This is a genomic window from Streptomyces sp. NBC_01465, from assembly GCF_036227325.1.
Classification (GTDB): Bacteria; Actinomycetota; Actinomycetes; order Streptomycetales; family Streptomycetaceae; genus Streptomyces.
The window spans coordinates 6,602,864-6,624,764 of record NZ_CP109467.1; the positions used below are offsets into that span (position 1 = coordinate 6,602,864).

Below are 21,901 nucleotides of genomic sequence, written 5' to 3' on the forward strand. Positions count from 1 at the left end.
ACGGGATCAGAGCATGCCGTACAGCTCTACGTGAGGACCAACCAGCGGTGCCCGTCGATGAGTTCGCGGGCCGCGTCCAGATGGCCCGCGTGGGCCGCGGTCTCCGTGATGACGTGCAGCACGACCTCACGGAGGCTGTGCAGGTGCGGGTCGCCGAACAGGTGGTGGGGCCACCAGGCCAGGGCGGCGTCCATGGGCGTCGCGGTGATCACGGCGTCCGCCAGCTCCGTCTCCCTGCGGTAGCGGTCGAGTACGTCGTCGGCCGGGACGGCGGGGTCCACCTGCCAGGCGTCGTCGATGTCGTCCAGCGCGCGGATCACCTCCTGGTCGCCGGTCGCGACCGCGCGGAACCAGAACCGTTCCACGTCGAGCGCCAGGTGCTGGACGAGCCCCAGACAGCTCCAGCCCGAGGGCAGCACGGGACGGCGCAGCGCGTCGGCGTCCAGCCCTTCGATGATGCCCAGGATGTGGCGGCGCTGCCCCGCCAGGGAGGTGAGCAGCGCACGCGACTCGGCGTCCGGGGTTGCGGGGACGGTCACTTGGCGATCTCCCAGATGTGGCCGCCGGGGTCCCGGAAGCTGGCGGTCCGGATTCCCCAGGGCCGGTCCATCGGCCCGTTGAGCAGGGTCACGCCGCGTGCGGCGAGCTCCTCGCACATCGCGTCCACGTCGTCCACGGTCAGGGTGAACTGGCTGCGGGCCCCGGCCCCGGGGTCCGCGACGCGCGCGGGCCCGATCAGCCCGGGCGCCTCGGAGATCCGGAGCAGGTTGATGAGGGTGTCCCCGAAGCCGAACACGGCCGAGTTGGCGTCCTCGTAGACCACCGGAAGTCCGAAGACCTCGCGGTAGAACTGCCGTGTGGCTTCCAGGTCCTCGGTGAAGAGCGTGATGGCGCTGATGCCTCTGGGCCAGGCGCGGTCTTCTGCGGTGTCGCTCATGACCGGAAGGATCTCCCCGGCGGACGCGCCGTGGCAACAGGCGGACGCGATCAGTGCAGGGCGCTCTTCGCCTGCCAGTCCGCCCAGTTGAGATTCCACTCGCCGTAGCCGTTCCCGGGCGCGACGACGCCCTTCGTCTCGGCTCCGGTGATCTCGAAGGGGTCGCCGACCTGGGTGATGCCGAAGAGGTAGCCGGCGTCGGCGTCGCTCATGCCGATGCACCCGTGACTGCGGTTGGCGCGGCCGAGGAACTGCGCGTTCCACGGGGCGGCATGGGCATACATCCCCGACCAGGTCAGCCGCATGGAGTCGTCGACCATCTGGTTGTACGCGTGGCCGAGCCCGACCGTCTCCGAGCGCATCTTGATCGTGCCCTCCCGTGCGAGGACGACCGCCGTACCCCGCCAGGACCGCGTGTCGCCGCCCGGAGTGCCGCCCGAGACGAGGATCTGCCGGACACTGCGGCCGTCGCGGTACACCGTCATCTTCTTGGTGTCGAGATTGACCTTGTTCAACTGGTCTCTGCCGATGGTGAACCGGGTGCTGTAGTCGCGTACGAAGAAACCGCCCGCCGAGCCCGTGTCGACACCGTTCAGATCGGCCTGGAGAGAGACCTTCGTGCCGGGCTTCCAGTACTCCTTGGGGCGCCAGTCGACGCGGTCGCGCCCCGAGTAGTCCTTGATCCAGCCCCAGGAGCCCTCGGTGTTGTTGGAGGTGGTGACCTTCAGCTGCTTCTCCACCGCCGTCTTGTTCCCGACCGGGCTGTCGAACACGATCGACAGCGGCTGGGCGACGCCGACCGCGGTGTCCTTGGCGGGGGACATGGTGACCTTGTTGACCCGGTCCGCCGCAGCCGTCGCGAACGCCGCCTGCGCGGTGCCGCCGTCCGCCGTGGCGGCCCGCACGGTGTAGCCGGTGCCGGGGGCCGCGCTGCGGGCCGAGGTCCAGGACTTTCCGTCCGGGGAGAGCGTGCCCGCGAGACTCCCGCCCTTGTCCGCGGTCACCGTGACGTTGTCGAGGGTGCCCGCAGCGAGTGTCACCTTCACCGGGGTGCCGGCCCTGGCCTGCTGTCCGGTGAGATTCACGGTGATCTTCGCGGGGGCCGCCGCCGTCTTTCCCGGGGCCTTTCCGTCAGTGCCGCTTCCGGAACCGCCGGCGGACGCAGTGCCGGAGCAGGCACTGAGTGCGGCGGTCGCGCACAGCACGGCGCCTATGACCGCGTTTCTGCGTATGGGGTTCAACTGGATTCCTCCGTAAGGGTATTTCCCCGGACTGTAGGACGCGTCCGCCGCCGGAAATCCGGCAATTCACCGTGTGACAGCGACCGGTGAGCAACGGTCACCGTCCCGTCACATGCGCCGCTCGGGCCGGTCATGGACCGCTGTGAACATCCTGTGCATGACAGCACTCCTGGTGACCGGCGACCGCGATGTGGAGCTCGGCATGCGCAGCCTCGACACCGCCGAGTACCGCTCCTTCCTCGACGGACGGCCGGGGGCGAGTTTCCTGCAATATCCGTCCTGGGCCGAGGTGAAAAGCCAGTGGCGTGCCGAAAGGGTCGGATGGGCGACGGGGAAAGGCGAATTGGCCGGGGCAGCTCTTGTCCTTTACCGGCAATTCCCCGGCACCCGTAAATACTTCGCCTATCTTCCCGAAGGGCCCGTCGCGGACTGGGAGGATCCGGACATCGACCGCTGGCTCGGGCCACTGCTCGCGCATCTGCGGAAGGCGGGCGCCTTCGCCGTACGGATAGGACCCTCGCCCGCGTACCGCCGCTGGGACGCCGCCCGGCTGAAGGCGTCCACCGGGCCCGGGCGCAGGATCGGTGACGTACTGGCGACCGAGGTGGACCCGCTGGGGTCCGCCGTCGCCGAGCGGCTGCGGGCGCGCGGCTGGAAGCGCTGCGGCGGGGACGACGGGGACGCCGACGCCCAGCCCCGCCATGTCTTCCAGGTGCCCCTTGCCGGGCGGAGCGCGGACGAGCTGTGGGCCGGGCTCAACCAGGAGTGGCGGCGCAACGTACGCATCGCCAACCGTGCCGGAGTGCGGGTGGTCCAGGGCGGGGCGGACGAACTGGCCGACTTCTACCGGCTGCTGCAGATCACCGAGGAGCGCGACGGCTTCCGGCTCGGGCGCTCGCTCGCGTACTTCCAGCGCCAGTACGCCGTGCTCAACGCCGAGTGCCCGGGGCGCATGCGGCTCTACCTCGCCGTGCACGACGGGGAGATCCTCGCCGCGCACACGCTGATCGTCGCCGGGGGCCGCGCCTGGTACCAGACCGGAGCGTCGGCCGATCACCGCCGTGAGGTACGGCCCAGCAACGCCCTGCAGTGGCAGATGATGCGCGATGCACTCGGACTCGGTGCACAGGTGTACGACATGCGCGGGGTACCCTCCACCCTTGATCCGGGCGACCGGTCCTTCGGCCTGCTGCGCTGGAAGCTCGGCACCGGCGGACAGGCCGTCGAGACGCTGGGGGAGTGGGAGATGTCGATGGGCGGGGCTGCCAACAACACGCTGTACCGGGCCTTCCAGGCCTATCTGGCCCGCAGATGACGGCGGTGACCGAGGGGACGGGGCCCCGGCACGCGCGGTCCAAGGCCAAGGACTCCGTGCTGCGCAGCGGGGCCGTCATGGCCGCGGGGTCCGTCGTCTCGCGCGCCACCGGGTTCATACGGTCCGCGGTCGTCGCGGCCGCCCTGGGTGTCGCGTTCCTCGGCGACGGGTACGCGGTCGCCAACAACATCCCGAACATCCTCTACACCCTGCTCATCGGCGGCACCCTCAACGCGGTCTTCGTGCCCGAGCTGGTGCGCGCCGCCAAGGAGCACGCCGACGGCGGCGCCGCCTACACCGACCGGCTGCTCACCGCCTGCACCGCCGGGCTCCTGCTGATCACCGCGGCCGCCGTGCTCGCCGCCCCCTGGCTGATCGGCTTCTACACCGACTACACGGGCGCCAGGGCCGACCTCACCGTCGCCCTCGCCCGCTACTGCCTGCCGCAGATCCTCTTCTACGGCCTCTTCACCCTCTTCGGCCAGGTCCTCAACGCCCGCGGCCGCTTCGGCGCCATGATGTGGACCCCGATCCTCAACAACCTGGTCGTCATAGGGGTGTTCGGGCTCTTCCTCGCGACCGCCACCGGCGGCGGCGACACCCTCAGCGACGCCGACGCCCGCCTCCTCGGCTACGGCACCACCGCCGGAATCGCCGTCCAGGCCCTAGCCCTGATCCCCTCCCTGCGCGCGGCCCGCTTCCGCTGGCGGCCCCGGTTCGACTGGCGCGGCAGCGGGCTCGCCCGGCCGCTGCGGTCCGCCGGCTGGCTGGTGCTGCTCGTGCTGACCAACCAGGCCGCGTACTGGGTGATCACCCGGCTCTCCACCACCGCGGGCGCACGGGCCGCCGACGCGGGTGTACGCGGCGCGGGCTACGCCGCGTACACCAACGCCAACCTCCTCTGGATGGTCCCGCACGGCATCATCACCGTCTCCCTGGTCACGGTCCTGCTCCCGCGGATGAGCCGCAGCCACACTGACGGCGACCTCGCCGCGGTCCGGCGGGACATCTCGTACGGCCTGCGGACCAGCGCCGCCGCCATCGTCCCCGCCGCCTGCGCGCTCTTCGCGCTGGCGCCCTGGGTGCTGGGCGCGGTCTACGAATACGGGCAGACGGGGGCCGGAGAGATCACCGTGATGTCCGGCATGCTGATGGCGTTCGCGCCCGGACTGATCGCGCTCTCCGGCCAGTACGTCCTCTCCCGCGGCTTCTACGCACTCGGCGACACCCGCACCCCGTTCTTCCTGAACCTGGTCATCGCCGGCACGAACGCCGCCCTCACCTACGCGGCGTATCTGCTGCTGCCCGCCCGCTGGGCGGTCACCGGCATGGCCGCCGCCTACTCCCTCGCGCTCTTCGCGGGCTGCGCGGTCACCGCGTACACCCTCGGCCGCCGGCTCGGCGGCGCGGGACTCCTGAGCTCCCCGGCCCTGCGCGCCCACGGGATGCTGCTGCTCGCCGCGCTGCCCGCAGCCCTCCTCGCGTACGGCACCGCCCGCACGGCAGCCCCGCTCGGGGACTTCGCGGCGGCCGGTACCGGAACCGTCGCCCTCCTGGCGGTCCTCGCGCTGCTCGCCCGGCCGCTGGGGCTCACCGAGCTCAACACCATGATCACCAGACTCCGCGGCCGCAGAAGCCGTTGAACCACCGGGGACGGACGAAGCCATGCCACGCGTGCTCCTGATCGAAGACGACCCTTCCGTACGCGAAGGGGTCGAGCTCGGGCTGCGCCGCCGCGGCCACGAGGTGCGCGCCGCCGAGAGCGGCGAGGCGGGACTCGGTGAACTCAAGTCGTTCCAGCCCGAGTTGGTCCTCCTCGACCTGATGCTGCCCGGGATGAACGGGGTGCAGGTCTGCCGCCGTATCCGCGAGACCGAGGAGACGAGCCTGCTGCCGGTCATCATGCTGACCGCACGCGGCGACGACTTCGACGTGGTCGTGGGCCTGGAGGCGGGCGCCGACGACTACATCGTCAAACCCGCCCGCACCGAGGTGATAGAGGCGCGCATCCGGGCCGTCCTGCGCAGACTCGCCGACCCCGGAGGCCGCCCCGGACCCGAGTTCCACGGCGAACTCGCCCTGGACCGGAACGGACTGAGCGCCTCGAAGGCGGGGGAGCGCCTCCAGCTCGCCCCCTCCGAACTGAAGCTGCTGCTGTACCTCGCCGCCTCGCCCGAACAGGTCTTCAGCCGCCAGCAGCTCCTCGAATCGGTCTGGGAGCACAGCTACCACGGGGACGCCCGGCTGGTCGACGCCTGCGTACGGCGACTGCGCCAGAAGATCGAGGACAGCTCCGCGACCCCCCGCTACATCCAGACCGTGCGCGGCTTCGGCTACCGCTTCGGACCGCTGTGAGACGCCGCCTCCGCGGCCGCCTCGGCCTGCGCTCCCGGCTGATCGCCGCCTTCCTCCTGGTCGCCGCCATCAGCGCGGCCGCCACCGCGACCCTCACCTACCGGGAGGCGCGCTCGACCATCCTGCAGCAGGCGCAGGACTCGGCCGTCGCCGCGTTCCGCGACCAGATCGCCGCCCAGCACCTGACCCTGCCCATGACCACCGTCTCGCTGCGGCAGGTCTGCACCGCGCTCGCCTGGCAGGGCCGCCCGCGCCCGTGGATCGTCTTCGGCGAGTACGGGAAGATCACCGCGTCCTCCTCCGACCGCCCCACCTCCGGCGTGGTCACGGCCCAGCTGCGGCAGCAGGCCCGCACCAGCGCGCACGGCTCCTTCCAGCGGGTGGTCAAGGGCGGTACGCCCTGGCTGACCGTCGGGATGCCGGTGATGTTCGGCGAGGGAGAGAACCAACAGCGCACCGGCATCGTCCTCTACGCCGTGATGAAGCTCGACACCGAGGCCGCCAACATCGACGCCATGGTCACGGCGGCGCGCGACGGCGCCCTGCCCGCCCTCGCCGTCGCGCTGGTGCCCGCGCTGCTGGCCGCGCGCAGCGTGCTGCGTCCTGTGCGTGATCTGCGACGGGCCGCGAGCAGCATGGGCAAGGGCGCGCTCGACACCCGTATCGAGGTGAAGGGCTCCGACGAACTCGCCGACTTGGCCTGGACGTTCAACGAATCCGCGATCGCCCTGGAGCGGTCCGTCGAGGAGCTGCGCAAGGCGGAGGCGCGGGCCCGGCGGTTCGCCTCCGACGTCTCGCACGAACTGCGCACCCCGCTCGCCGGGATGCTCGCCGTCACCGAGGTGCTCGACGAGGACGCCGACCGGCTCGCACCCGACACCGCGGCCGCCGTCCGGCTGATCTCCGCCGAGACCGGCAAACTCGCCACCCTCGTCGAGGACCTGATGGAGATCTCGCGCTTCGACGCGAAGGCCGCGGAGCTCCACACGGACGAGGTCGACGTCGCCGAGATGATCCGCAAGACGCTCCAGCGGCGGCACTGGGAGGGGCAGGTGAGCATCGAACTCCCGGACGGGATACGGGCGATGCTCGACCCGCGCCGCTTCGACATCGTCGTCGCCAACCTGGTCGGCAACGCGCTGCGTCACGGGTCGCAGCCGGTGACCGTGCGGCTGTACGAGGTCCCGGCCGCCGAGGGGATTGCGGTCGAGGTGGCCGACAGTGGACCGGGCATCGACCCGGCCGTACTGCCGAACATCTTCGACCGGTTCTTCAAGGCGGACGTGGCGCGCACCCGCTCGGCGGGCAGTGGCCTCGGGCTCGCGATCACGCTGGAGAACGTACGGCTGCACGGGGGGACGGTGCGCGCGGCGAACGGGCCTGCGGGCGGGGCGGTCTTCACCGTGGAACTGCCCGTGGGCGAGGCCCAGTGAGGCAGGCGCGGCGCTGGGCCGCGGTGCTGGCCGCCGTGCTCCTCGTGGGCGGCTGCGGCATACGGTCCACCGATGTGGTCGAGGTCGGGGATCCGGCGACCGCGCAGATCGGGACGCCCGGCCACGAAGGAGTGACGCTGTACTTTCAGGGGCCCGACCGGCTGATGCCCGTGGTGCGGTCGAACACGGCGAACGCCTCCCCGGTCAAGGTGTTCGCCATGCTGTTCGCGGGCCCCACGCAGTCGGAGAAGGCGGCGGGGCTCCGTACGGAACTGCCCGCGGTCCGGGCCTGGGTAGATCTGGAGCGGGGCCAGGGTGACGTGGTGCTCAGGATGCACGGTCCGGTGGCCGGACTCTCCGCTGTCGCCCGCCAGCAACTGGTGTGCACGGCCGCGTATCTCGGAGGGCGCAGCGGGGTGACGACCGTGCGGATCGACGGCAGCGACGAGGACACCGGCAGCGCGTCGTGTCTGGTCTGAAGCGGGCCGCGGTCGAGCTGTTCCCGGGCAATTCATGCGCCACCCCTTGGAGCACACCCGTCCCCCTGGAACCCTGAGTCGCTGCACACGCCTGCCGTCGCACCAGACTCAGGGGGTCCACCTTGCTCTCGTCCGCCCACATACGCACCGGCCGCTCCCGCCACCGCCGACGCGTCAGACCGGTCGCCGTACTCGCGGCCCTGACGCTCGCCGGGACCCTCGCGGCCACCGCACCCGCCCTCGCGGACACCGGCCCCTCCGTCGACGTACGCCCGGTCACCGGGGCCGACGTCCTCCGCCCGATATCGGCGCCCGCCGCGAGCGCCCCGGACGGCGGTCTCTCCCCGGACGCCGTCGTCGACGGCGACGGCATCGAGACCGCCTCGTCGTCCCAACCCCTCGCGCAGGGCGTGACGTTGACCAAGTTCGACCGTATGGAATCGGACAAGTGGCTGCGGGCCGACGCCCTCTCCGTCGACCTCGGCGGCAGCGCCCGCGTCGACTACCTCTCCTCCGGCAAGGTCTCCCGGCGCGAGACCATCTCGCAGATGGTCGCCCACCACGACGCGGGCAAGGGCCGTACGACGGTCGCCGCGACCAACGCCGACTTCTTCGACATCAACCAGACCGGCGCCCCGCTCGGCTTCGGCATCGCGAACGGCGTGATCGACCACTCCGCGAAGGCCGGTTACAACACCTCCCTCGGCTTCGGCTCCGCCACCGACCCGGCGGACGCCGCCGGACGCATCCTCAACCTCACCTTCGACGGCACCCTCACCCTCCCCGACGGCGCCCACCGACTCGACTCGTACAACGCCGCCGACGTCCCGGCCGGCGGCATCGGCCTCTACACCCCGCAGTGGGGCGAGGCCGACCGCGCGCAGACCGTCGACGGATCGTCGAAGGTCGTCGAGGCAGACGTCGTGGACGGCAAGGTCGTCTCCGTGAACGACAAGGCCGGCAGCGGCGCGATACCCGACGGCGAGACGGTGCTGATCGGACGCGACGCGGGCGCCGACGTGCTCTCCGCGCTCAAGCCGGGCGACGCCGTGGCGACCGCCTACGAGCCGCGCACCGACGGCGGATCCGTGCCCCGCACGGCCGTCGGCGGATCCGGACTGCTGGTCGTCGACGGACAGGCGCAGAACTGGGAGGGCAGGCCCAACAACGCGACCGCGCCGCGCACCGCCGTCGGGTTCTCCAAGGACGGACTGACGATGCACGTCCTGGTCGTCGACGGCCGCCAGGCCGACAGCGGCGGCACCACCCTCACCGAACTCGCCCTGATGATGAAGAAGTTGGGCGCCTACAGCGCCCTCAACCTCGACGGCGGCGGCTCCTCCGTCCTGCTCGCCCGCGAGGCGGGCCGCACCGGGACGGTCGTCGAGAACAACCCCTCCGACGGCTCCGAACGCGCGGACGCCACCGGCATCGCCGTGACCGCACCCACCGGCACCGGACGGCTCAAGGGGTACGCGGTCGCCACCACGGCCTCCGCCGCGGCGGCGCCCACCGTCGACCCGGTCAAGGGCGGCCACCCCGACCGTGTCTTCCCCGGCCTGACGCGCCGTTTGACGGCCACCGGTTACGACGCCGCCTACGGGCCCGCGTCCGGCCGCCCCGGCTGGCGCACCTCCCGTCCCGACGTGGGCAGGGTCTCCCCGGACGGCGTGTTCAGCGCCCGCCGCACCGGCACGACCGACGCCCTTGCCCGTAACGGTGCCGCGAAGGGTTCCCTGCGGATGACCGTCCTCGACCCGCTCGACCGGATCACGTCCACCACCCGCAAGGTCGGACTCGCCGACCCCGCGGCGACCGGCAGCTTCGGGCTGGTCGGCCTCGACGCGCGCGGCGACAGTGCGCCGATCGAGCCCGGCGACGTACAACTCGCCTACGACCACGACCTGTTCGACATCACCGCGGACGAGGCGACCGGGTCCTTCACCGTCCGGGCGAAGACCGCCGGCGGATCGGGGCTCGTCACCGCCACGGTCGGCGGGAAGGGCACCACGGTCGGGGTGACCATCGGTCTCGCCGACCGCGAGGTGGCCTCGTACGACGACGCGGCACAGTGGACCTTCACCGCCGCCCGCGCCACCGGTTCGGTCGCCGCGAGCGCCGACGGCCACACCGGCACCGCGCTCACCATGAGCTACGACTTCGGCAAGGACACCGCGACCCGCGCCGCCTACGCCAACCCGCCGCAGCAGATCGCCGTCCCCGGCCAGCCGCAGTCCTTCACCCTCTGGATCAAGGGCGACGGCAAGGGCTCCTGGCCGAGCCTCCACCTCAAGGACGCGGCAGGCACCGACCAGGTGCTGCGCGGCCCGTACATCACCTGGACCGGCTGGAAGCAGGTCACCTTCACCGTGCCCGCCGGGGTCGCCTACCCGCTGAGCGTCTACCGCTTCTACATCGCCGAGACGGTGGCCACCCAGCAGTACACCGGGCAGATCGCCATCGACGACCTCCACGCACAGCTCCCGCCGGACGTGGACCTGCCGGCCGAACCGGTGGTCGCGGACCCGCTCATCCAGACCGCGGCCAGGGTCGGACACCGCGACTGGCGGTTCGCGGTGATGTCCGACGCCCAGTTCGTGGCGCGGGCACCGGACAGCGACATCGTGCGCCAGGCGCGCCGCACCCTCCAGGAGATCCGGGCGGCGAAGCCGGACTTCCTGGTCATCAATGGGGATCTCGTCGACGAGGGGTCGGCCGCCGACCTGAAATTCGCCCACCAGATACTGAACGAAGAGCTGGGCACGGCAGTTCCCTGGTACTACGTGCCGGGCAATCACGAGGTGATGGGCGGCTCGATCGCCACCTTCACCGCCGAATTCGGCCCCGCACAGCGCACGTTCGACCACAAGGGCACCCGCTTCATCACCGTGGACACCTCGTCACTGACCCTGCGCGGCGGAGGCTTCGCACAGGTCAAGGAGGTGCGCAAGCAACTGGACGCGGCCGCGACCGACCCGGCGGTCGGCTCCGTGGCGGTCATCGAGCACGTACCGCCGCGCGACCCCACCCCGCAGGCGGGCAGCCAGTTGAACGACCGCAAGGAGGCCGCACTCCTGGAGAACTGGCTCTCGGAGTTCCAGCACCGCAGCGGCAAGGGCGCCGTGTTCATCGGCGGGCACGTCGGGGTCTTCCACGCCTCGCACGTCGACGGGGTGCCGTATCTGATCAACGGCAACTCCGGCAAGAACCCTGCCGCACCGGCCGCCGAGGGCGGCTTCACCGGCTGGTCCCTGGTGGGCGTCGACCGCGGCTCCCGGCCGGGCGACTGGATCTCCGTACAGACCAGGGCGCACGTCGACGAGCTGACGCTCGACGCACCCGCGACCGTCACGGTCGGCCAGTCGGTGGGGCTGAAGGGCAGCGTGGAGCAGTCCGGGCGTACGGTGCCGGTCGCCTGGCCGGTGAGCGCGGACTGGTCGGTGAGCCCGGGCAGCGGCGCCTCCATCGACCCGTCGACCGGAGTGCTGACACCCCGTCGGGCGGGCCCGCTGACCGTGACGCTCAAGGTCAACGGGGTGACCAGGCAGGCGACGATCCGCGTGCAGCCCCGTGTCGGTGTTGGGCTGAACGGGTGAGAGGGGTCATCATCGACTGATGCAGATAGTGAGTCCAACCGAGGCGGTCCGGTGAGCAGGTACGGCAGATACGACCAGTTCGACGCCACCGACGAGCAGTGGGAAGGGCTTGCCCAGGTCGTGCCCCTGAGGAGCCGGAACGAGTGGCCCTCACGGGTCGACCACCGGACCCTCCCCACCGAGTACGCAGAGGAGCAGCGCCGGTTCGTCGTGCTGAGAGTGCAGGTCTTCGCGGACGCCCGCGAGGTCGCCGAGTACCTCATCGCGCAGATTCCGGTGCTGCTCGACCTGACCGGTGCGGACATCTCCGTGGCCAAACGGATCCTGGATTTCAGCACCGGGGTCGTCTTCGGTCTCGGCAGCGGTATGCACCGGGTCGACAAGAACGTCTTCCTGCTCGCCCCCGTCGGCACGGAGGTGGAAGGGATCGCGGCCGAGGCCGTCCCCCGATCGTAGGAAGGTCAACGCGGTGTAACGGTTCGGCAGTTCGGCGGGTGCATACGGTCCGACCATGGACGTAACCTGCGCGCTGCCGACCGTCACCGAACTGCGGCTCGCCGCCTTCAGAACGCACCGCGGCGCGGTGTTCCCGCTGGCCCCCGTGACCCTGTTCGCGGGGGCCGGCGGCAGCGGCAAGTCGACGGTGCTGCAGGCGTACGAGGCCCTCGCCCGGCTCGGCGCCGGAGACACCCTGGCCGAGGCCTTCCCCGACCCGGCGGGCTGCGTGCCGGAGGGGGCGGAGCCGGACACGCAGGGGCGCAGGGGATTCCGCATCGGCTGCACGGTCCAGGGGCCCGCCGGATCCGTACGCCTCGATCTCGCCGTACAGGCGGAGCCCGAACTGCGCATCGCGGGCGAACGGTTGAGCTGCGGCGGGCAGATGCTGCTGACGACCGCGCTGCGCGACCCCGGCCGCTCCACCGTCCAGGCGGCCTGGCACACGGCGGGCGCGGCTCCCGTGACCAGGGCGCCGCTGCCGGACGACCTGCTGGGCACGGCGCTGCTGCCGCTGCGCGTCGCGGGCAAGACGGAGGGGCAGTTGCAGGTGCTGGCCGCCGCCGAACAGACGGTCGTGGCCCTGCGGTCGGTGTACGTGTGCGATCCGCAGCCGCAGCGCATGCGGGGCCGGGTCACGGTGGGCACGGGACGGCTGGAGAACGGCTGCGACAACCTGGCCGCCGTCGTGCTGCGTACGCAGTCCGAGTGCGCGATCCGCTTCCGCGAACTGGTCGCCGCCGCACGGGCAGGCTGCGCAGGACCCGTGGAGACACTGCTGGCCGAGGAACTCGCCGACGGCACGGTACGCGCGGTGCTCGGCCGGGGCGGGGAGCGCGAAACCCCTCTGGAGCGGCTGGGGGACGGCGAGTTGAGATACCTCGCGCTCGCCCTGGTGCTGCTCACCGGGGACCGGGTCCTGGCGATGGACCCGGCGCACGAGGTGCCGGAGGCGCTGCAGTCGCTCACCTTCCTGCTCGACGGCTTCGACCGGTGCCTGGACGCGCGGCAGTCGCGGGAGCTTCTGGAACTGGCGGCCCGGACCTGCGCCAGGGACAACCGGCGGCTGGTGGGGGCGGTCGGCGATGCGTCGGCGGCCGCCGCGTACGCGCGTGAGACGGCGGGCGTGACGGTGGTAGACCTGAGCCGTGACTGAACCACGTGATGTAGCAGCCCTGCAGGAGCGGCTCGCCGCCTTCGCCGATGCGCGGGGCTGGGGGCCGTACCACACGCCGAAGAACCTGGTGGCCGCGTTGAGCGTGGAGGCCTCGGAGCTTCAGGAGATCTTCCAGTGGCTGACGCCCGAGGAGTCTGCCGGGGTGATGGAGGACCCGGAGAAGGCGCACCGGGTGGCGGACGAGGTCGCCGACGTACTGGCCTATCTCCTGCAGTTCTGCGAGGTGTTGGGGATCGATGTGCTGGAGGCGCTTTCAGCCAAGATCGACCGGAATGAGCACCGCTTTCCTGTGCCGGATCATCAGGATCGTCACTCTTCGAAGTGACGGAGTTGTCCACAACCGGCTTCGTGTCCACAGATTTCCCGATTCCCCTGGCTTTCCGGGCTGCGCTCGCTCACTCTGGGTAATGGAGTGAGTGGGACGGAAAGTCGTAGATACGGGGGCGGCGTATGGATGCGGTGCGGCTCATCGGAGTGTGCCGGCACGCCCTGGCGCAGAGCCGGGCGGAGTGGGACACGGTGGCGGAGGCCTGGCAGGCGCAGGCACTCGCACAGGCGATAGGCGGCCATCTCGCGCTGACCGGTCCCCCCGAGCTGAGAGCGGAGGCGCGCGGGCTCGCCGAGTCGGGCGGCCGGGGATGCGGTGCGCTCGATCCGGTGGAGCTGCCCATAGGGGCGGTTCGGGCGGCCCAGCTGACCGAAGTGGCCGATGTGCGGGCGGCGTTGACCGGCCTGGGCATCCTGCTCGGGGAGGTCGGGATCGCCCTGGTCGGCGTCGGCTGTGCGACGGACGTCGACGGGCTCTACTGGCAGTGCATCGAGGCGGTGGACGCCGCCGACGAGTCGGGCGACCGGGTGCGCGGAATGCTGCGAAGACTCACGGTGCGGGAACAGGAGAGACCGTCGGGGCCTGTCCATGACTCGGCGGCGGGGCCGTCATGACGTCAGCGGGAGGTCTCGCCCGCCGGCGGGCGGTCGGCGGAGGACTGCAGATCGGCGTCGAGCTGCGAGAGATCGGCGTTGAGCGATGCCATCAACTCCTCCATCTGCTGCAGCAGACCCTTCGGTGCGCCCTTCTGCTCGGGCACGGTCTGCTCCGGTACGGACTGCCCGGGTGCGGACGGTGCGGACGGTGCTGGCACAACCTGTTCGGGTACGGCTTCCTGGGACATGACGGCCTCCTCGGCCCGAGCCCTCCCACGGGGAGAGCTGCAACAACGAGCGACGCACCGGCTGCGGGGGCCGGCGCGCGAGCCGGACGGTCCGGCTCCGACCGAGCCAACGACCGGCCCCGGCCGCCAGTCACTGGCGCGGCCGTGCGCGGACCCCCAGGTTGACGGGATTTCACCCGGCCGTGCGGGTGTGGGGTGGGTGAGGCGGGAGAGGTTGACGGGCGTTCGAAGGTGCAGGATGGATGTATGGACCTTCGAATCTTCACCGAGCCCCAGCAGGGGGCGAGCTACGACACCCTCCTCGCGGTCGCCAAGGCCACCGAGGATCTGGGATTTGACGCCTTCTACCGTTCCGACCACTACTTGCGGATGGGGTCGGGCGACGGTCTCCCCGGACCGACCGACGCCTGGATCACGCTGGCCGGCCTGGCCCGCGAGACCAAGCGGATCCGGCTCGGCACGCTGATGACCGCGGGCACCTTCCGGCTCCCTGGTGTGCTGGCCATCCAGGTGGCGCAGGTCGACCAGATGTCGGGTGGCCGGGTCGAACTGGGCCTGGGCGCAGGCTGGTTCGAGGAGGAGCACAAGGCGTACGGCATTCCGTTCCCGAAGGAGAAGTTCGGCCGGCTCGAGGAGCAGCTGGCGATCATCACCGGGCTCTGGGGGACCGGGGTCGGCGAGAAGTTCAGCTATGACGGCACCTACTACCAGCTCACCGACTCGCCCGCGCTGCCCAAGCCCGCCCAGATGAAGATCCCGGTGCTGATCGGCGGACACGGAGCGAGCCGCACCCCGCGACTCGCCGCCCAGTACGCGGACGAGTTCAACATCCCGTTCGCCTCCCTGGAGGACAGCGAGCGGCAGTTCGGCCGGGTGAAGGCGGCCGCGGAGCTGGCGGGCCGCGGCAAGGACGATCTGGTGTACTCCAACGCCCTGGTCGTGTGTGTCGGCAAGGACGACGCGGAGGTGAAGCGCAGGGCCGATGTCATCGGACGGGACGTGGCGGAGCTGAAGGCCAACGGTCTTGCCGGATCACCGGCCGAGGTCATCGACAAGATCGGCCAGTACGAGGCCATCGGGGCCTCCCGGGTCTATCTCCAGGTCCTCGACCTGGACGACCTCGACCACCTGGACCTGATCTCCTCCCAGGTCCTGTCCCAGCTCAGCCGGTAGTCCGCCCGGCCGCCGCGTCACGGGTAAAACCCGTGGTCGCGGCGGTCGTACCGGGCGATACTCGGACACGTGTTTCTGACGATCAGCACCTACGGCTCCCCAGAGCGTCCCGCGACCGACCTCGGCTTCCTGCTGCACAAGCATCCCGACAACGCGCAGGCGTTCTCCACCTCCCACGGCACGGCGCACGTCCTCTACCCCGAGGCGACCGACGAGCGCTGCACGGCGGCGCTGCTCCTGGAAGTGGATCCCGTGGCGCTGGTGCGCAGGGGCAAGGGCAAGGGGCGCGGAGGCGCGCCCGACGCGGCGCTCGCGCAGTACGTGAACGACCGCCCCTACGCCGCGTCCTCCCTGCTGTCCGTCGCGATGAGCACCGTCTTCAAGAGCGCGCTGCGCGGTGTGTGCACAGCGCGCCCCGAGCTGGCCGCCCAGCCGCTGCCGCTGCGGATCGAGGTGCCCGCGCTGCCCGCACGGGGCGGCCCCGAGCTGGTCCACAAGCTCTTCGGGCCGCTCGGCTGGTCGAGCGTCGTCGCCGAGCCGGTGGCGCTGGACGAGCAGTTCCCCGAATGGGGCGACTCCCGGTACGTACGCCTCGTGCTCGAAGGCGAGCTGCGGCTCGCCGACGCCCTGCGCCAGCTGTACGTGCTGCTGCCGGTGCTCGACGACGCCAAGCACTACTGGGTCGCACCCGACGAGGTCGACAAGCTGCTGCGGGCGGGCGAGGGCTGGCTGGCGGAGCACCCCGAGCAGAAGCTGATCACCAGCCGCTATCTCTCGCACCGCTGGGGGCTGACCCGTCAGGCCACCGAGGCGCTGGAGCTCGTACGGCTCGCGGAGGCGGACGACAGCGAGGTCGAGGAGATCGACAACGCCGTCGACGAGAACACCGACACGGAGGACAAACCCGTGCCGCTCGCCGTGCAGCGGCGTGAGGCGATCCTCGACGCCCTGCGCACCGCCGGTGCGGGCCGGGTGCTCGACCTGGGCTGCGGACAGGGCCAGTTGGTGCACGAGCTGCTCAAGGACGTGCGCTTCACCGAGGTCGTCGGCGTCGACGTGTCGATGCGGGCGCTGAACACCGCCGCGCGCCGGCTGCGGATCGAGCGGATGGGCGAGCGCCAGTCCGGGCGCGTCAAGTTGATGCAGGGCTCCCTCTCCTACACCGACAAGCGGCTCAAGGGGTACGACGCGGCGGTGCTCAGCGAGGTCATCGAGCATCTCGACCTCAACCGGTTGCCCGCTCTGGAGTACGCGGTCTTCGGCTCGGCCCGCCCGCAGACCGTCCTGGTGACCACTCCGAACGTCGAGTACAACGTCCGCTGGGAGACCCTCCCGGCCGGGCATGTGCGCCACGGCGACCACCGCTTCGAGTGGACCCGCGAGGAGTTCAGGAACTGGGCGGGAGCGGTGGCCGAACGGCACGGCTACGGCGTGGAGTTCGTGGCCGTGGGCCCCGACGACCCCGAGGTGGGGCCGCCCACGCAGATGGCGGTATTCACGATGGCTGCGAAGAACGAGACGAACGAGACGAACGAGAAGGAGGCGAAGGCCGCATGACCAGTACCGAATCCACCATCAGCAAGCGCACTCTCCCGGTGACCGACCTCGCCCTCGTGGTTCTGATCGGCGCCACCGGATCGGGCAAGTCCACCTTCGCCCGCACCCACTTCAAGCCCACCGAAGTGATCTCCTCCGACTTCTGCCGAGGACTCGTCGCCGACGACGAGAACGACCAGAGCGCCAGCGGCGACGCCTTCGACGTCCTGCACTACATCGCCGGGAAGCGCCTCGCCGCCGGCCGGCTCACCGTCGTCGACGCGACGAGCGTGCAGTCCGAGAGCCGCAAGCAGCTCGTCCGCCTCGCCCGCGAGCACGACGTGCTGCCCATCGCGATCGTCCTCGACCTGCCCGAAGCGGTCTGCGCCGAGCGCAACGCCGCACGCCCCGACCGGGCCGGCATGCCCCGCCATGTCATCGCGCGCCACCGTCGCGAACTCCACCGCTCCCTGCGCGGCCTGGAGCGCGAGGGCTTCCGCAAGGTGCACATCCTGCGTTCCGTGGAGGAGGTCGAGAGCGCCGAAGTCGTCCTGGAGAAGCGGTACAACGACCTCACCCACCTCACAGGCCCCTTCGACATCATCGGTGACATCCACGGCTGCCGCTCCGAGCTGGACACCCTGCTCGGCGAGCTCGGCTACGTCGACGGAGCGCACCCCGAGGGCCGTACGGCCGTCTTCGTCGGGGACCTCGTCGACCGCGGGCCCGACAGCCCCGGCGTACTGCGGCGCGTCATGTCGATGGTCGCCGACGGCAACGCGCTGTGCGTACCCGGGAACCACGAGAACAAGCTCAGCCGTTACCTGAAGGGAAGGAACGTCCAGCACACCCACGGTCTCGCCGAGACCATCGAACAGCTGGAGAAGGAGAGCGACGAATTCCGCACCGAGGTGCGGGAGTTCATCGACGGACTGGTCAGCCACTACGTCCTGGACGGCGGCAAGCTCGTCGTCTGTCACGCAGGCCTGCCCGAGAAGTACCACGGCCGCACCTCGGGCCGGGTCCGCTCGCACGTGCTGTACGGCGACACGACCGGGGAGACCGACGAGTTCGGCCTGCCCGTCCGCTACCCGTGGGCCGAGGACTACCGGGGCCGCGCCGCGGTCGTCTACGGGCACACCCCGGTCCCGTCGACGAGCTGGATCAACAACACCATCTGCCTGGACACCGGTGCGGTCTTCGGCGGGAAGATGACCGCGCTGCGCTGGCCGGAGCGCGAGCTCGTCGACGTACCGGCCGAGCAGGTCTGGTACGAACCCGCCAAGCCCCTCACCACCGAGGCGCCGGGCGGTCAGGACGGGCGCCCGCTCGACCTCGCCGACGTCAACGGCCGCCGGATCGTGGAGACCCGGCACTCGGGCCGCGTCGCCGTGCGCGAGGAGAACGCGGCAGCCGCGCTGGAGGTGATGAGCCGGTTCGCGGTCGACCCGCGCCTGCTCGCCTACCTCCCGCCGACGATGTCCCCGACCGGGACGTCCCAGGTGGACGGCTACCTGGAGCACCCGGCCGAAGCGTTCGCCCAGTACAAGTCCGACGGCGTCGGCAGGGTCGTGTGCGAGGAGAAGCACATGGGCTCGCGCGCGGTCGCCCTCGTCTGCCGCGACGCGGACGTGGCCCGCGAGCGCTTCGGAGTGGAGGGACCCACCGGCGCGCTCCACACCCGCACCGGGCGCCCCTTCTTCTCCGACGACGCCGTCACCGAGGAGATCCTCGGCCGGCTGCGCACCGCCGTCACCGAGGCCGGACTCTGGGACGAGCTCGCCACCGACTGGCTGCTGATCGACGCCGAGTTGATGCCCTGGTCGCTCAAGGCCTCGGGCCTGCTGCGTACGCAGTACGCAGCCGTGGGCGCCGCCTCGCGCGCCGTCTTCCCCGGCGCGATCGGCGCCCTGGAAGCAGCGGCCGCACGCGGAGTCGAAGGGGCCGAAGCGCTGCTCACCAAACAGCGCGAACGGGCCGTGGACGCAGCCGCGTTCACCGACGCCTACCGCCGCTACTGCTGGACCACCGAAGGTCTGGACGGCGTACGGATCGCGCCGTTCCAGCTCCTCGCGGCCCAGGGCCGCAGTCTCGCCGCCGTACCGCACGACGAACAGCTGGCCTGGCTGGACCGCCTGGTCGAGCACGACCCGACCGGTCTGCTCCAGACCACCCGCCGCCTGATCGTCGACACCGGCGACGAGGCCTCCGTCCAGGCAGGCATCGACTGGTGGCTGGAGATGACCGGCCGCGGCGGCGAAGGCATGGTCGTCAAGCCGCTCCAGGCGCTGGTGCGCGATGGGAAGGGCCGGCTGGTCCAGCCCGGCATCAAGGTGCGCGGCCGCGAGTACCTGCGGATCATCTACGGTCCCGAGTACACGCGCCCCGACAACCTGGACCGCCTGCGCCAGCGCTTCCTCGGCCACAAGCGCTCGCTCGCCCTGCGCGAGTACGGGCTCGGGCTCGAGGCCCTGGACCGGCTGGCCGGCGGCGAGCCGCTGTGGCGCATCCACGAGGCGGTCTTCGCCGTACTCGCGCTGGAGTCGGAGCCGGTGGACCCCCGGCTCTGACCCCCGCCTCTGATCGGGGCACTCAGGGGGTGAGCGCAGCCGCCCGGGGACAGGATGGTGGCATGGGATTCCATGTCGATTCCGAGTCCGGGCGGCTGCGCCGCGTCATCCTCCACCGGCCCGATCTGGAGCTGAAACGGCTCACCCCCAGCAACAAGGACGCGCTCCTCTTCGATGACGTGCTCTGGGTGCGCCGGGCCCGCCAGGAACACGACGGATTCGCCGACGTGCTGCGCGACCGAGGGGTCGAGGTGCACCTCTTCGGCGATCTGCTCCGCGAAGCCCTCGACGTCCCCGAGGCGAGACGCCTCGTCCTGGACCGGGTCTTCGACGAGAAGGAGTACGGCCCCCTCGCGACCGACCATCTGCGGACGGCCTTCGACTCGATGCCCGCTGCCGATCTCGTCGGAGCGTTGGTCGGCGGGATGACCAAACGCGAATTCCTGGAGCGCCACACCGAGCCGACCTCCGTCCGCTTCCACGTCATGGACCTGGACGACTTCCTCCTCGGTCCGCTCCCGAACCACCTCTTCACCCGTGACACCTCCGCCTGGATCTACGACGGCGTCTCCATCAACGCGATGCGCTGGCCCGCCCGGCAGCGCGAGACCGTCCACTTCGAGGCGATCTACCGTCACCACCCGCTCTTCGCCCGCGAGACCTTCCACACCTGGTCCCAGGGGCAGAGCGACTACCCGTCCACCATCGAGGGCGGTGACGTCCTGGTCATCGGCAACGGCGCGGTCCTCATCGGGATGAGCGAGCGCACCACCCCGCAGGCCGTGGAGATGCTGGCGCGCGGGATGTTCGCGGCCGGTTCGGCGCGGACGATCGTGGCCCTCGACATGCCCAAGCGCCGCGCCTTCATGCACCTGGACACGGTGATGACGATGGTCGACGGGGACACCTTCACGCAGTACGCGGGCCTCGGCATGCTCCGCTCGTACACCATTGAACCGGGCGCGGAGACGAGCGAGCTCAAGGTCACCGATCACCCGCCGGAGCACATGCACCGCGCCATCGCCGCCGCCCTCGGCCTGGACTCCGTGCGCGTCCTGACCGCGACGCAGGACGTGCACTCCGCCGAGCGCGAGCAGTGGGACGACGGCTGCAACGTCCTCGCCGTGGAGCCGGGCGTGGTCGTCGCGTACGAGCGCAACGTGACCACCAATACGCATCTGCGGAAGCAGGGGATCGAGGTCATCGAGATCCGCGGCAGCGAGCTGGGGCGGGGCCGGGGCGGGCCGCGGTGCATGAGCTGCCCCGTCGAACGGGACGCCGCGTGAGACCATGCCGTATAGTGATGCGTTCTAATGCATAGAATTTCACTGTCTCAGGAGTAGTCACCATGGCGATAGACCTCGCAGGCCGCCACTTCCTCAAGGAGCTGGACTTCACCGCCGAGGAGTTCCGCGGGCTCGTCGAGCTGGCCGCCGAGCTCAAGGCGGCCAAGAAGTCGGGCACCGAGACGCAGCGGCTGCGCGGCAGGAACATCGCCCTGATCTTCGAGAAGTCCTCGACCCGTACGCGCTGTTCGTTCGAGGTCGCGGCCGCCGACCAGGGTGCGTCGACGACGTACATCGACCCCGCGGGTTCGCACATCGGCAAGAAGGAGTCGGCCAAGGACACCGCCCGTGTGCTGGGCCGGATGTTCGACGCCATCGAGTTCCGCGGGGACGCGCAGGACACGGTCGACGAGCTCGCCGCGTACGCCGGTGTCCCCGTCTACAACGGGCTCACCGACGACTGGCACCCCACCCAGATGCTCGCCGACGTGCTCACTATGACCGAGCACAGCGAAAAGCCCCTCACCGAGATGGCCTTCGCCTACCTCGGCGACGCCCGCTTCAACATGGGCAACTCCTACCTGGTCACCGGCGCGCTCCTCGGCATGGACGTCCGCATCGTGGCGCCGAAGTCCTACTGGCCGTCCGAGGAGATCGTCGCGCAGGCCCGCGAGGCCGCCGAGACCAGCGGCGCCCGCATCACCCTCACCGAGGACATCGCCGAGGGCGTCCGGGGCGCGGACTTCGTCGTCACCGACGTCTGGGTCTCCATGGGCGAGCCCGAGGAGATCTGGGCCGAGCGCATCAAGCTCCTCAGCCCGTACGCGGTGACCATGGACGTCCTGAAGGCCACCGGCAACCCGGCCGTGAAGTTCCTGCACTGCCTGCCCGCCTTCCATGACCTCGGCACCAGGCTCGGCCGCGAGATCTACGAGAAGTACGGGCTCTCGGAGCTCGAGGTCACCGACGAGGTCTTCGAGTCCGAGCAGTCGGTCGTCTTCGACGAGGCCGAGAACCGGATGCACACCATCAAGGCGATCATGGTCGCGACACTCGCGGGCCCCGCCCGAGGCGAATAGCAATGCGCCCGATTGGGTGAATATGCAGTGTGGCGACTAGTATGTCGCTTCTTGGTG

General features: G+C 70.8%; 19 protein-coding genes. 15 read left to right on the forward strand and 4 right to left on the reverse strand.

The window, feature by feature from the left end:
• Positions 1-26 precede the first annotated feature (26 nt).
• The 3 genes from OG707_RS31055 to OG707_RS31065 are packed head-to-tail and all read right to left on the reverse strand — an operon-like array spanning position 27 to position 2,178.
• A complete protein-coding gene (locus OG707_RS31055) occupies positions 27-539 on the reverse strand; it encodes a mycothiol transferase (protein ID WP_329124157.1) in 513 nt (170 codons plus the stop codon).
• The gene (locus tag OG707_RS31060) at positions 536-937 is read right to left on the reverse strand and encodes a VOC family protein (protein ID WP_329124159.1); all 402 of its coding nucleotides are present in this window, start codon (positions 935-937) and stop codon (positions 536-538) included. The genes OG707_RS31055 and OG707_RS31060 overlap by 4 nt, the downstream gene beginning before the upstream one ends.
• Positions 938-987: 50 nt before the next feature.
• A complete protein-coding gene (locus OG707_RS31065) occupies positions 988-2,178 on the reverse strand; it encodes a L,D-transpeptidase (protein ID WP_329124162.1) in 1,191 nt (396 codons plus the stop codon).
• Between the two features lie 157 nt (positions 2,179-2,335).
• Here OG707_RS31065 and OG707_RS31070 point away from each other — a divergent pair, with 157 nt between their 5' ends.
• The 10 genes from OG707_RS31070 (at position 2,336) to OG707_RS31115 (ending at position 13,970) form a co-directional block, all read left to right on the forward strand.
• Complete coding sequence (locus tag OG707_RS31070; protein WP_329124164.1) at positions 2,336-3,493, forward strand: lipid II:glycine glycyltransferase FemX; 1,158 nt, start codon at positions 2,336-2,338, stop codon at positions 3,491-3,493.
• Positions 3,490-5,136 (forward strand): murein biosynthesis integral membrane protein MurJ, encoded by a 1,647-nt coding sequence (murJ, locus tag OG707_RS31075; RefSeq protein ID WP_329124167.1) that lies wholly within the window; start codon positions 3,490-3,492, stop codon positions 5,134-5,136. Before OG707_RS31070 ends, murJ begins: the two co-directional genes overlap by 4 nt.
• A gap of 22 nt (positions 5,137-5,158) precedes the next feature.
• Complete coding sequence (locus tag OG707_RS31080; protein WP_329124169.1) at positions 5,159-5,848, forward strand: response regulator transcription factor; 690 nt, start codon at positions 5,159-5,161, stop codon at positions 5,846-5,848.
• Positions 5,845-7,281, forward strand: coding sequence for a sensor histidine kinase (locus tag OG707_RS31085; RefSeq protein ID WP_329124171.1), 1,437 nt, complete (start codon positions 5,845-5,847; stop codon positions 7,279-7,281). The genes OG707_RS31080 and OG707_RS31085 overlap by 4 nt, the downstream gene beginning before the upstream one ends.
• Positions 7,278-7,760, forward strand: coding sequence for a hypothetical protein (locus OG707_RS31090; protein WP_329124172.1), 483 nt, complete (start codon positions 7,278-7,280; stop codon positions 7,758-7,760). Before OG707_RS31085 ends, OG707_RS31090 begins: the two co-directional genes overlap by 4 nt.
• Positions 7,761-7,882: 122 nt before the next feature.
• On the forward strand, positions 7,883-11,356 hold the full coding sequence (locus OG707_RS31095) for a phosphodiester glycosidase family protein (RefSeq protein ID WP_329124173.1): 3,474 nt from the start codon (positions 7,883-7,885) through the stop codon (positions 11,354-11,356).
• Between the two features lie 51 nt (positions 11,357-11,407).
• Positions 11,408-11,812 carry a cell division protein SepF gene (locus OG707_RS31100; protein ID WP_329124175.1) on the forward strand — a complete coding sequence of 135 codons (405 nt, stop codon included), beginning with the start codon at positions 11,408-11,410 and terminating at the stop codon, positions 11,810-11,812.
• A gap of 55 nt (positions 11,813-11,867) precedes the next feature.
• Positions 11,868-13,007, forward strand: a complete 1,140-nt coding sequence (locus OG707_RS31105) for an AAA family ATPase (protein ID WP_329124176.1) — start codon at positions 11,868-11,870, stop codon at positions 13,005-13,007.
• Positions 13,000-13,353 (forward strand): nucleotide pyrophosphohydrolase, encoded by a 354-nt coding sequence (locus tag OG707_RS31110; RefSeq protein ID WP_329124178.1) that lies wholly within the window; start codon positions 13,000-13,002, stop codon positions 13,351-13,353. The genes OG707_RS31105 and OG707_RS31110 overlap by 8 nt, the downstream gene beginning before the upstream one ends.
• A gap of 125 nt (positions 13,354-13,478) precedes the next feature.
• Positions 13,479-13,970: a DUF6099 family protein gene (locus OG707_RS31115; RefSeq protein WP_329124180.1), complete on the forward strand. Its 492-nt coding sequence runs from the start codon at positions 13,479-13,481 to the stop codon at positions 13,968-13,970.
• Between the two features lie 2 nt (positions 13,971-13,972).
• Here the strand turns inward: OG707_RS31115 and OG707_RS31120 are convergent, their stop codons facing one another.
• Positions 13,973-14,200: a hypothetical protein gene (locus OG707_RS31120; RefSeq protein ID WP_329128243.1), complete on the reverse strand. Its 228-nt coding sequence runs from the start codon at positions 14,198-14,200 to the stop codon at positions 13,973-13,975.
• A 246-nt stretch (positions 14,201-14,446) separates the two neighbouring features.
• Here OG707_RS31120 and OG707_RS31125 point away from each other — a divergent pair, with 246 nt between their 5' ends.
• The 5 genes from OG707_RS31125 to argF all read left to right on the forward strand — a co-directional run bounded on the left by OG707_RS31125 (position 14,447) and on the right by argF (position 21,844).
• The gene (locus OG707_RS31125; RefSeq protein WP_329124182.1) at positions 14,447-15,373 is read left to right on the forward strand and encodes an LLM class F420-dependent oxidoreductase; all 927 of its coding nucleotides are present in this window, start codon (positions 14,447-14,449) and stop codon (positions 15,371-15,373) included.
• 69 nt (positions 15,374-15,442) lie between these two features.
• Entirely contained in the window at positions 15,443-16,930 is a 1,488-nt protein-coding gene (locus OG707_RS31130; RefSeq protein ID WP_329124184.1) for a 3' terminal RNA ribose 2'-O-methyltransferase Hen1, read from the forward strand.
• The gene (locus OG707_RS31135) at positions 16,927-19,479 is read left to right on the forward strand and encodes a polynucleotide kinase-phosphatase (RefSeq protein WP_329124186.1); all 2,553 of its coding nucleotides are present in this window, start codon (positions 16,927-16,929) and stop codon (positions 19,477-19,479) included. Before OG707_RS31130 ends, OG707_RS31135 begins: the two co-directional genes overlap by 4 nt.
• 62 nt (positions 19,480-19,541) lie before the next feature.
• Positions 19,542-20,765 carry an arginine deiminase gene (locus tag OG707_RS31140; RefSeq protein WP_329124188.1) on the forward strand — a complete coding sequence of 408 codons (1,224 nt, stop codon included), beginning with the start codon at positions 19,542-19,544 and terminating at the stop codon, positions 20,763-20,765.
• A 62-nt stretch (positions 20,766-20,827) separates the two neighbouring features.
• Positions 20,828-21,844, forward strand: a complete 1,017-nt coding sequence (gene argF, locus OG707_RS31145) for an ornithine carbamoyltransferase (protein WP_329124190.1) — start codon at positions 20,828-20,830, stop codon at positions 21,842-21,844.
• Positions 21,845-21,901: the final 57 nt, after the last annotated feature.

Bases quoted from the DNA above. Each gene is read 5' to 3' on its own strand.
- OG707_RS31060 (WP_329124159.1), bottom strand. From the start codon at position 937: ATGAGCGACACCGCAGAAGACCGCGCCTGGCCCAGAGGCATCAGCGCC.
- OG707_RS31070 (WP_329124164.1), top strand. From the start codon at position 2,336: ATGACAGCACTCCTGGTGACCGGCGACCGCGATGTGGAGCTCGGCATG.
- murJ (WP_329124167.1), top strand. From the start codon at position 3,490: ATGACGGCGGTGACCGAGGGGACGGGGCCCCGGCACGCGCGGTCCAAG.
- OG707_RS31080 (WP_329124169.1), top strand. From the start codon at position 5,159: ATGCCACGCGTGCTCCTGATCGAAGACGACCCTTCCGTACGCGAAGGG.
- OG707_RS31105 (WP_329124176.1), top strand. From the start codon at position 11,868: ATGGACGTAACCTGCGCGCTGCCGACCGTCACCGAACTGCGGCTCGCC.
- OG707_RS31115 (WP_329124180.1), top strand. From the start codon at position 13,479: ATGGATGCGGTGCGGCTCATCGGAGTGTGCCGGCACGCCCTGGCGCAG.
- OG707_RS31120 (WP_329128243.1), bottom strand. From the start codon at position 14,200: ATGTCCCAGGAAGCCGTACCCGAACAGGTTGTGCCAGCACCGTCCGCA.
- OG707_RS31125 (WP_329124182.1), top strand. From the start codon at position 14,447: ATGGACCTTCGAATCTTCACCGAGCCCCAGCAGGGGGCGAGCTACGAC.
- OG707_RS31135 (WP_329124186.1), top strand. From the start codon at position 16,927: ATGACCAGTACCGAATCCACCATCAGCAAGCGCACTCTCCCGGTGACC.
- OG707_RS31140 (WP_329124188.1), top strand. From the start codon at position 19,542: ATGGGATTCCATGTCGATTCCGAGTCCGGGCGGCTGCGCCGCGTCATC.
- argF (WP_329124190.1), top strand. From the start codon at position 20,828: ATGGCGATAGACCTCGCAGGCCGCCACTTCCTCAAGGAGCTGGACTTC.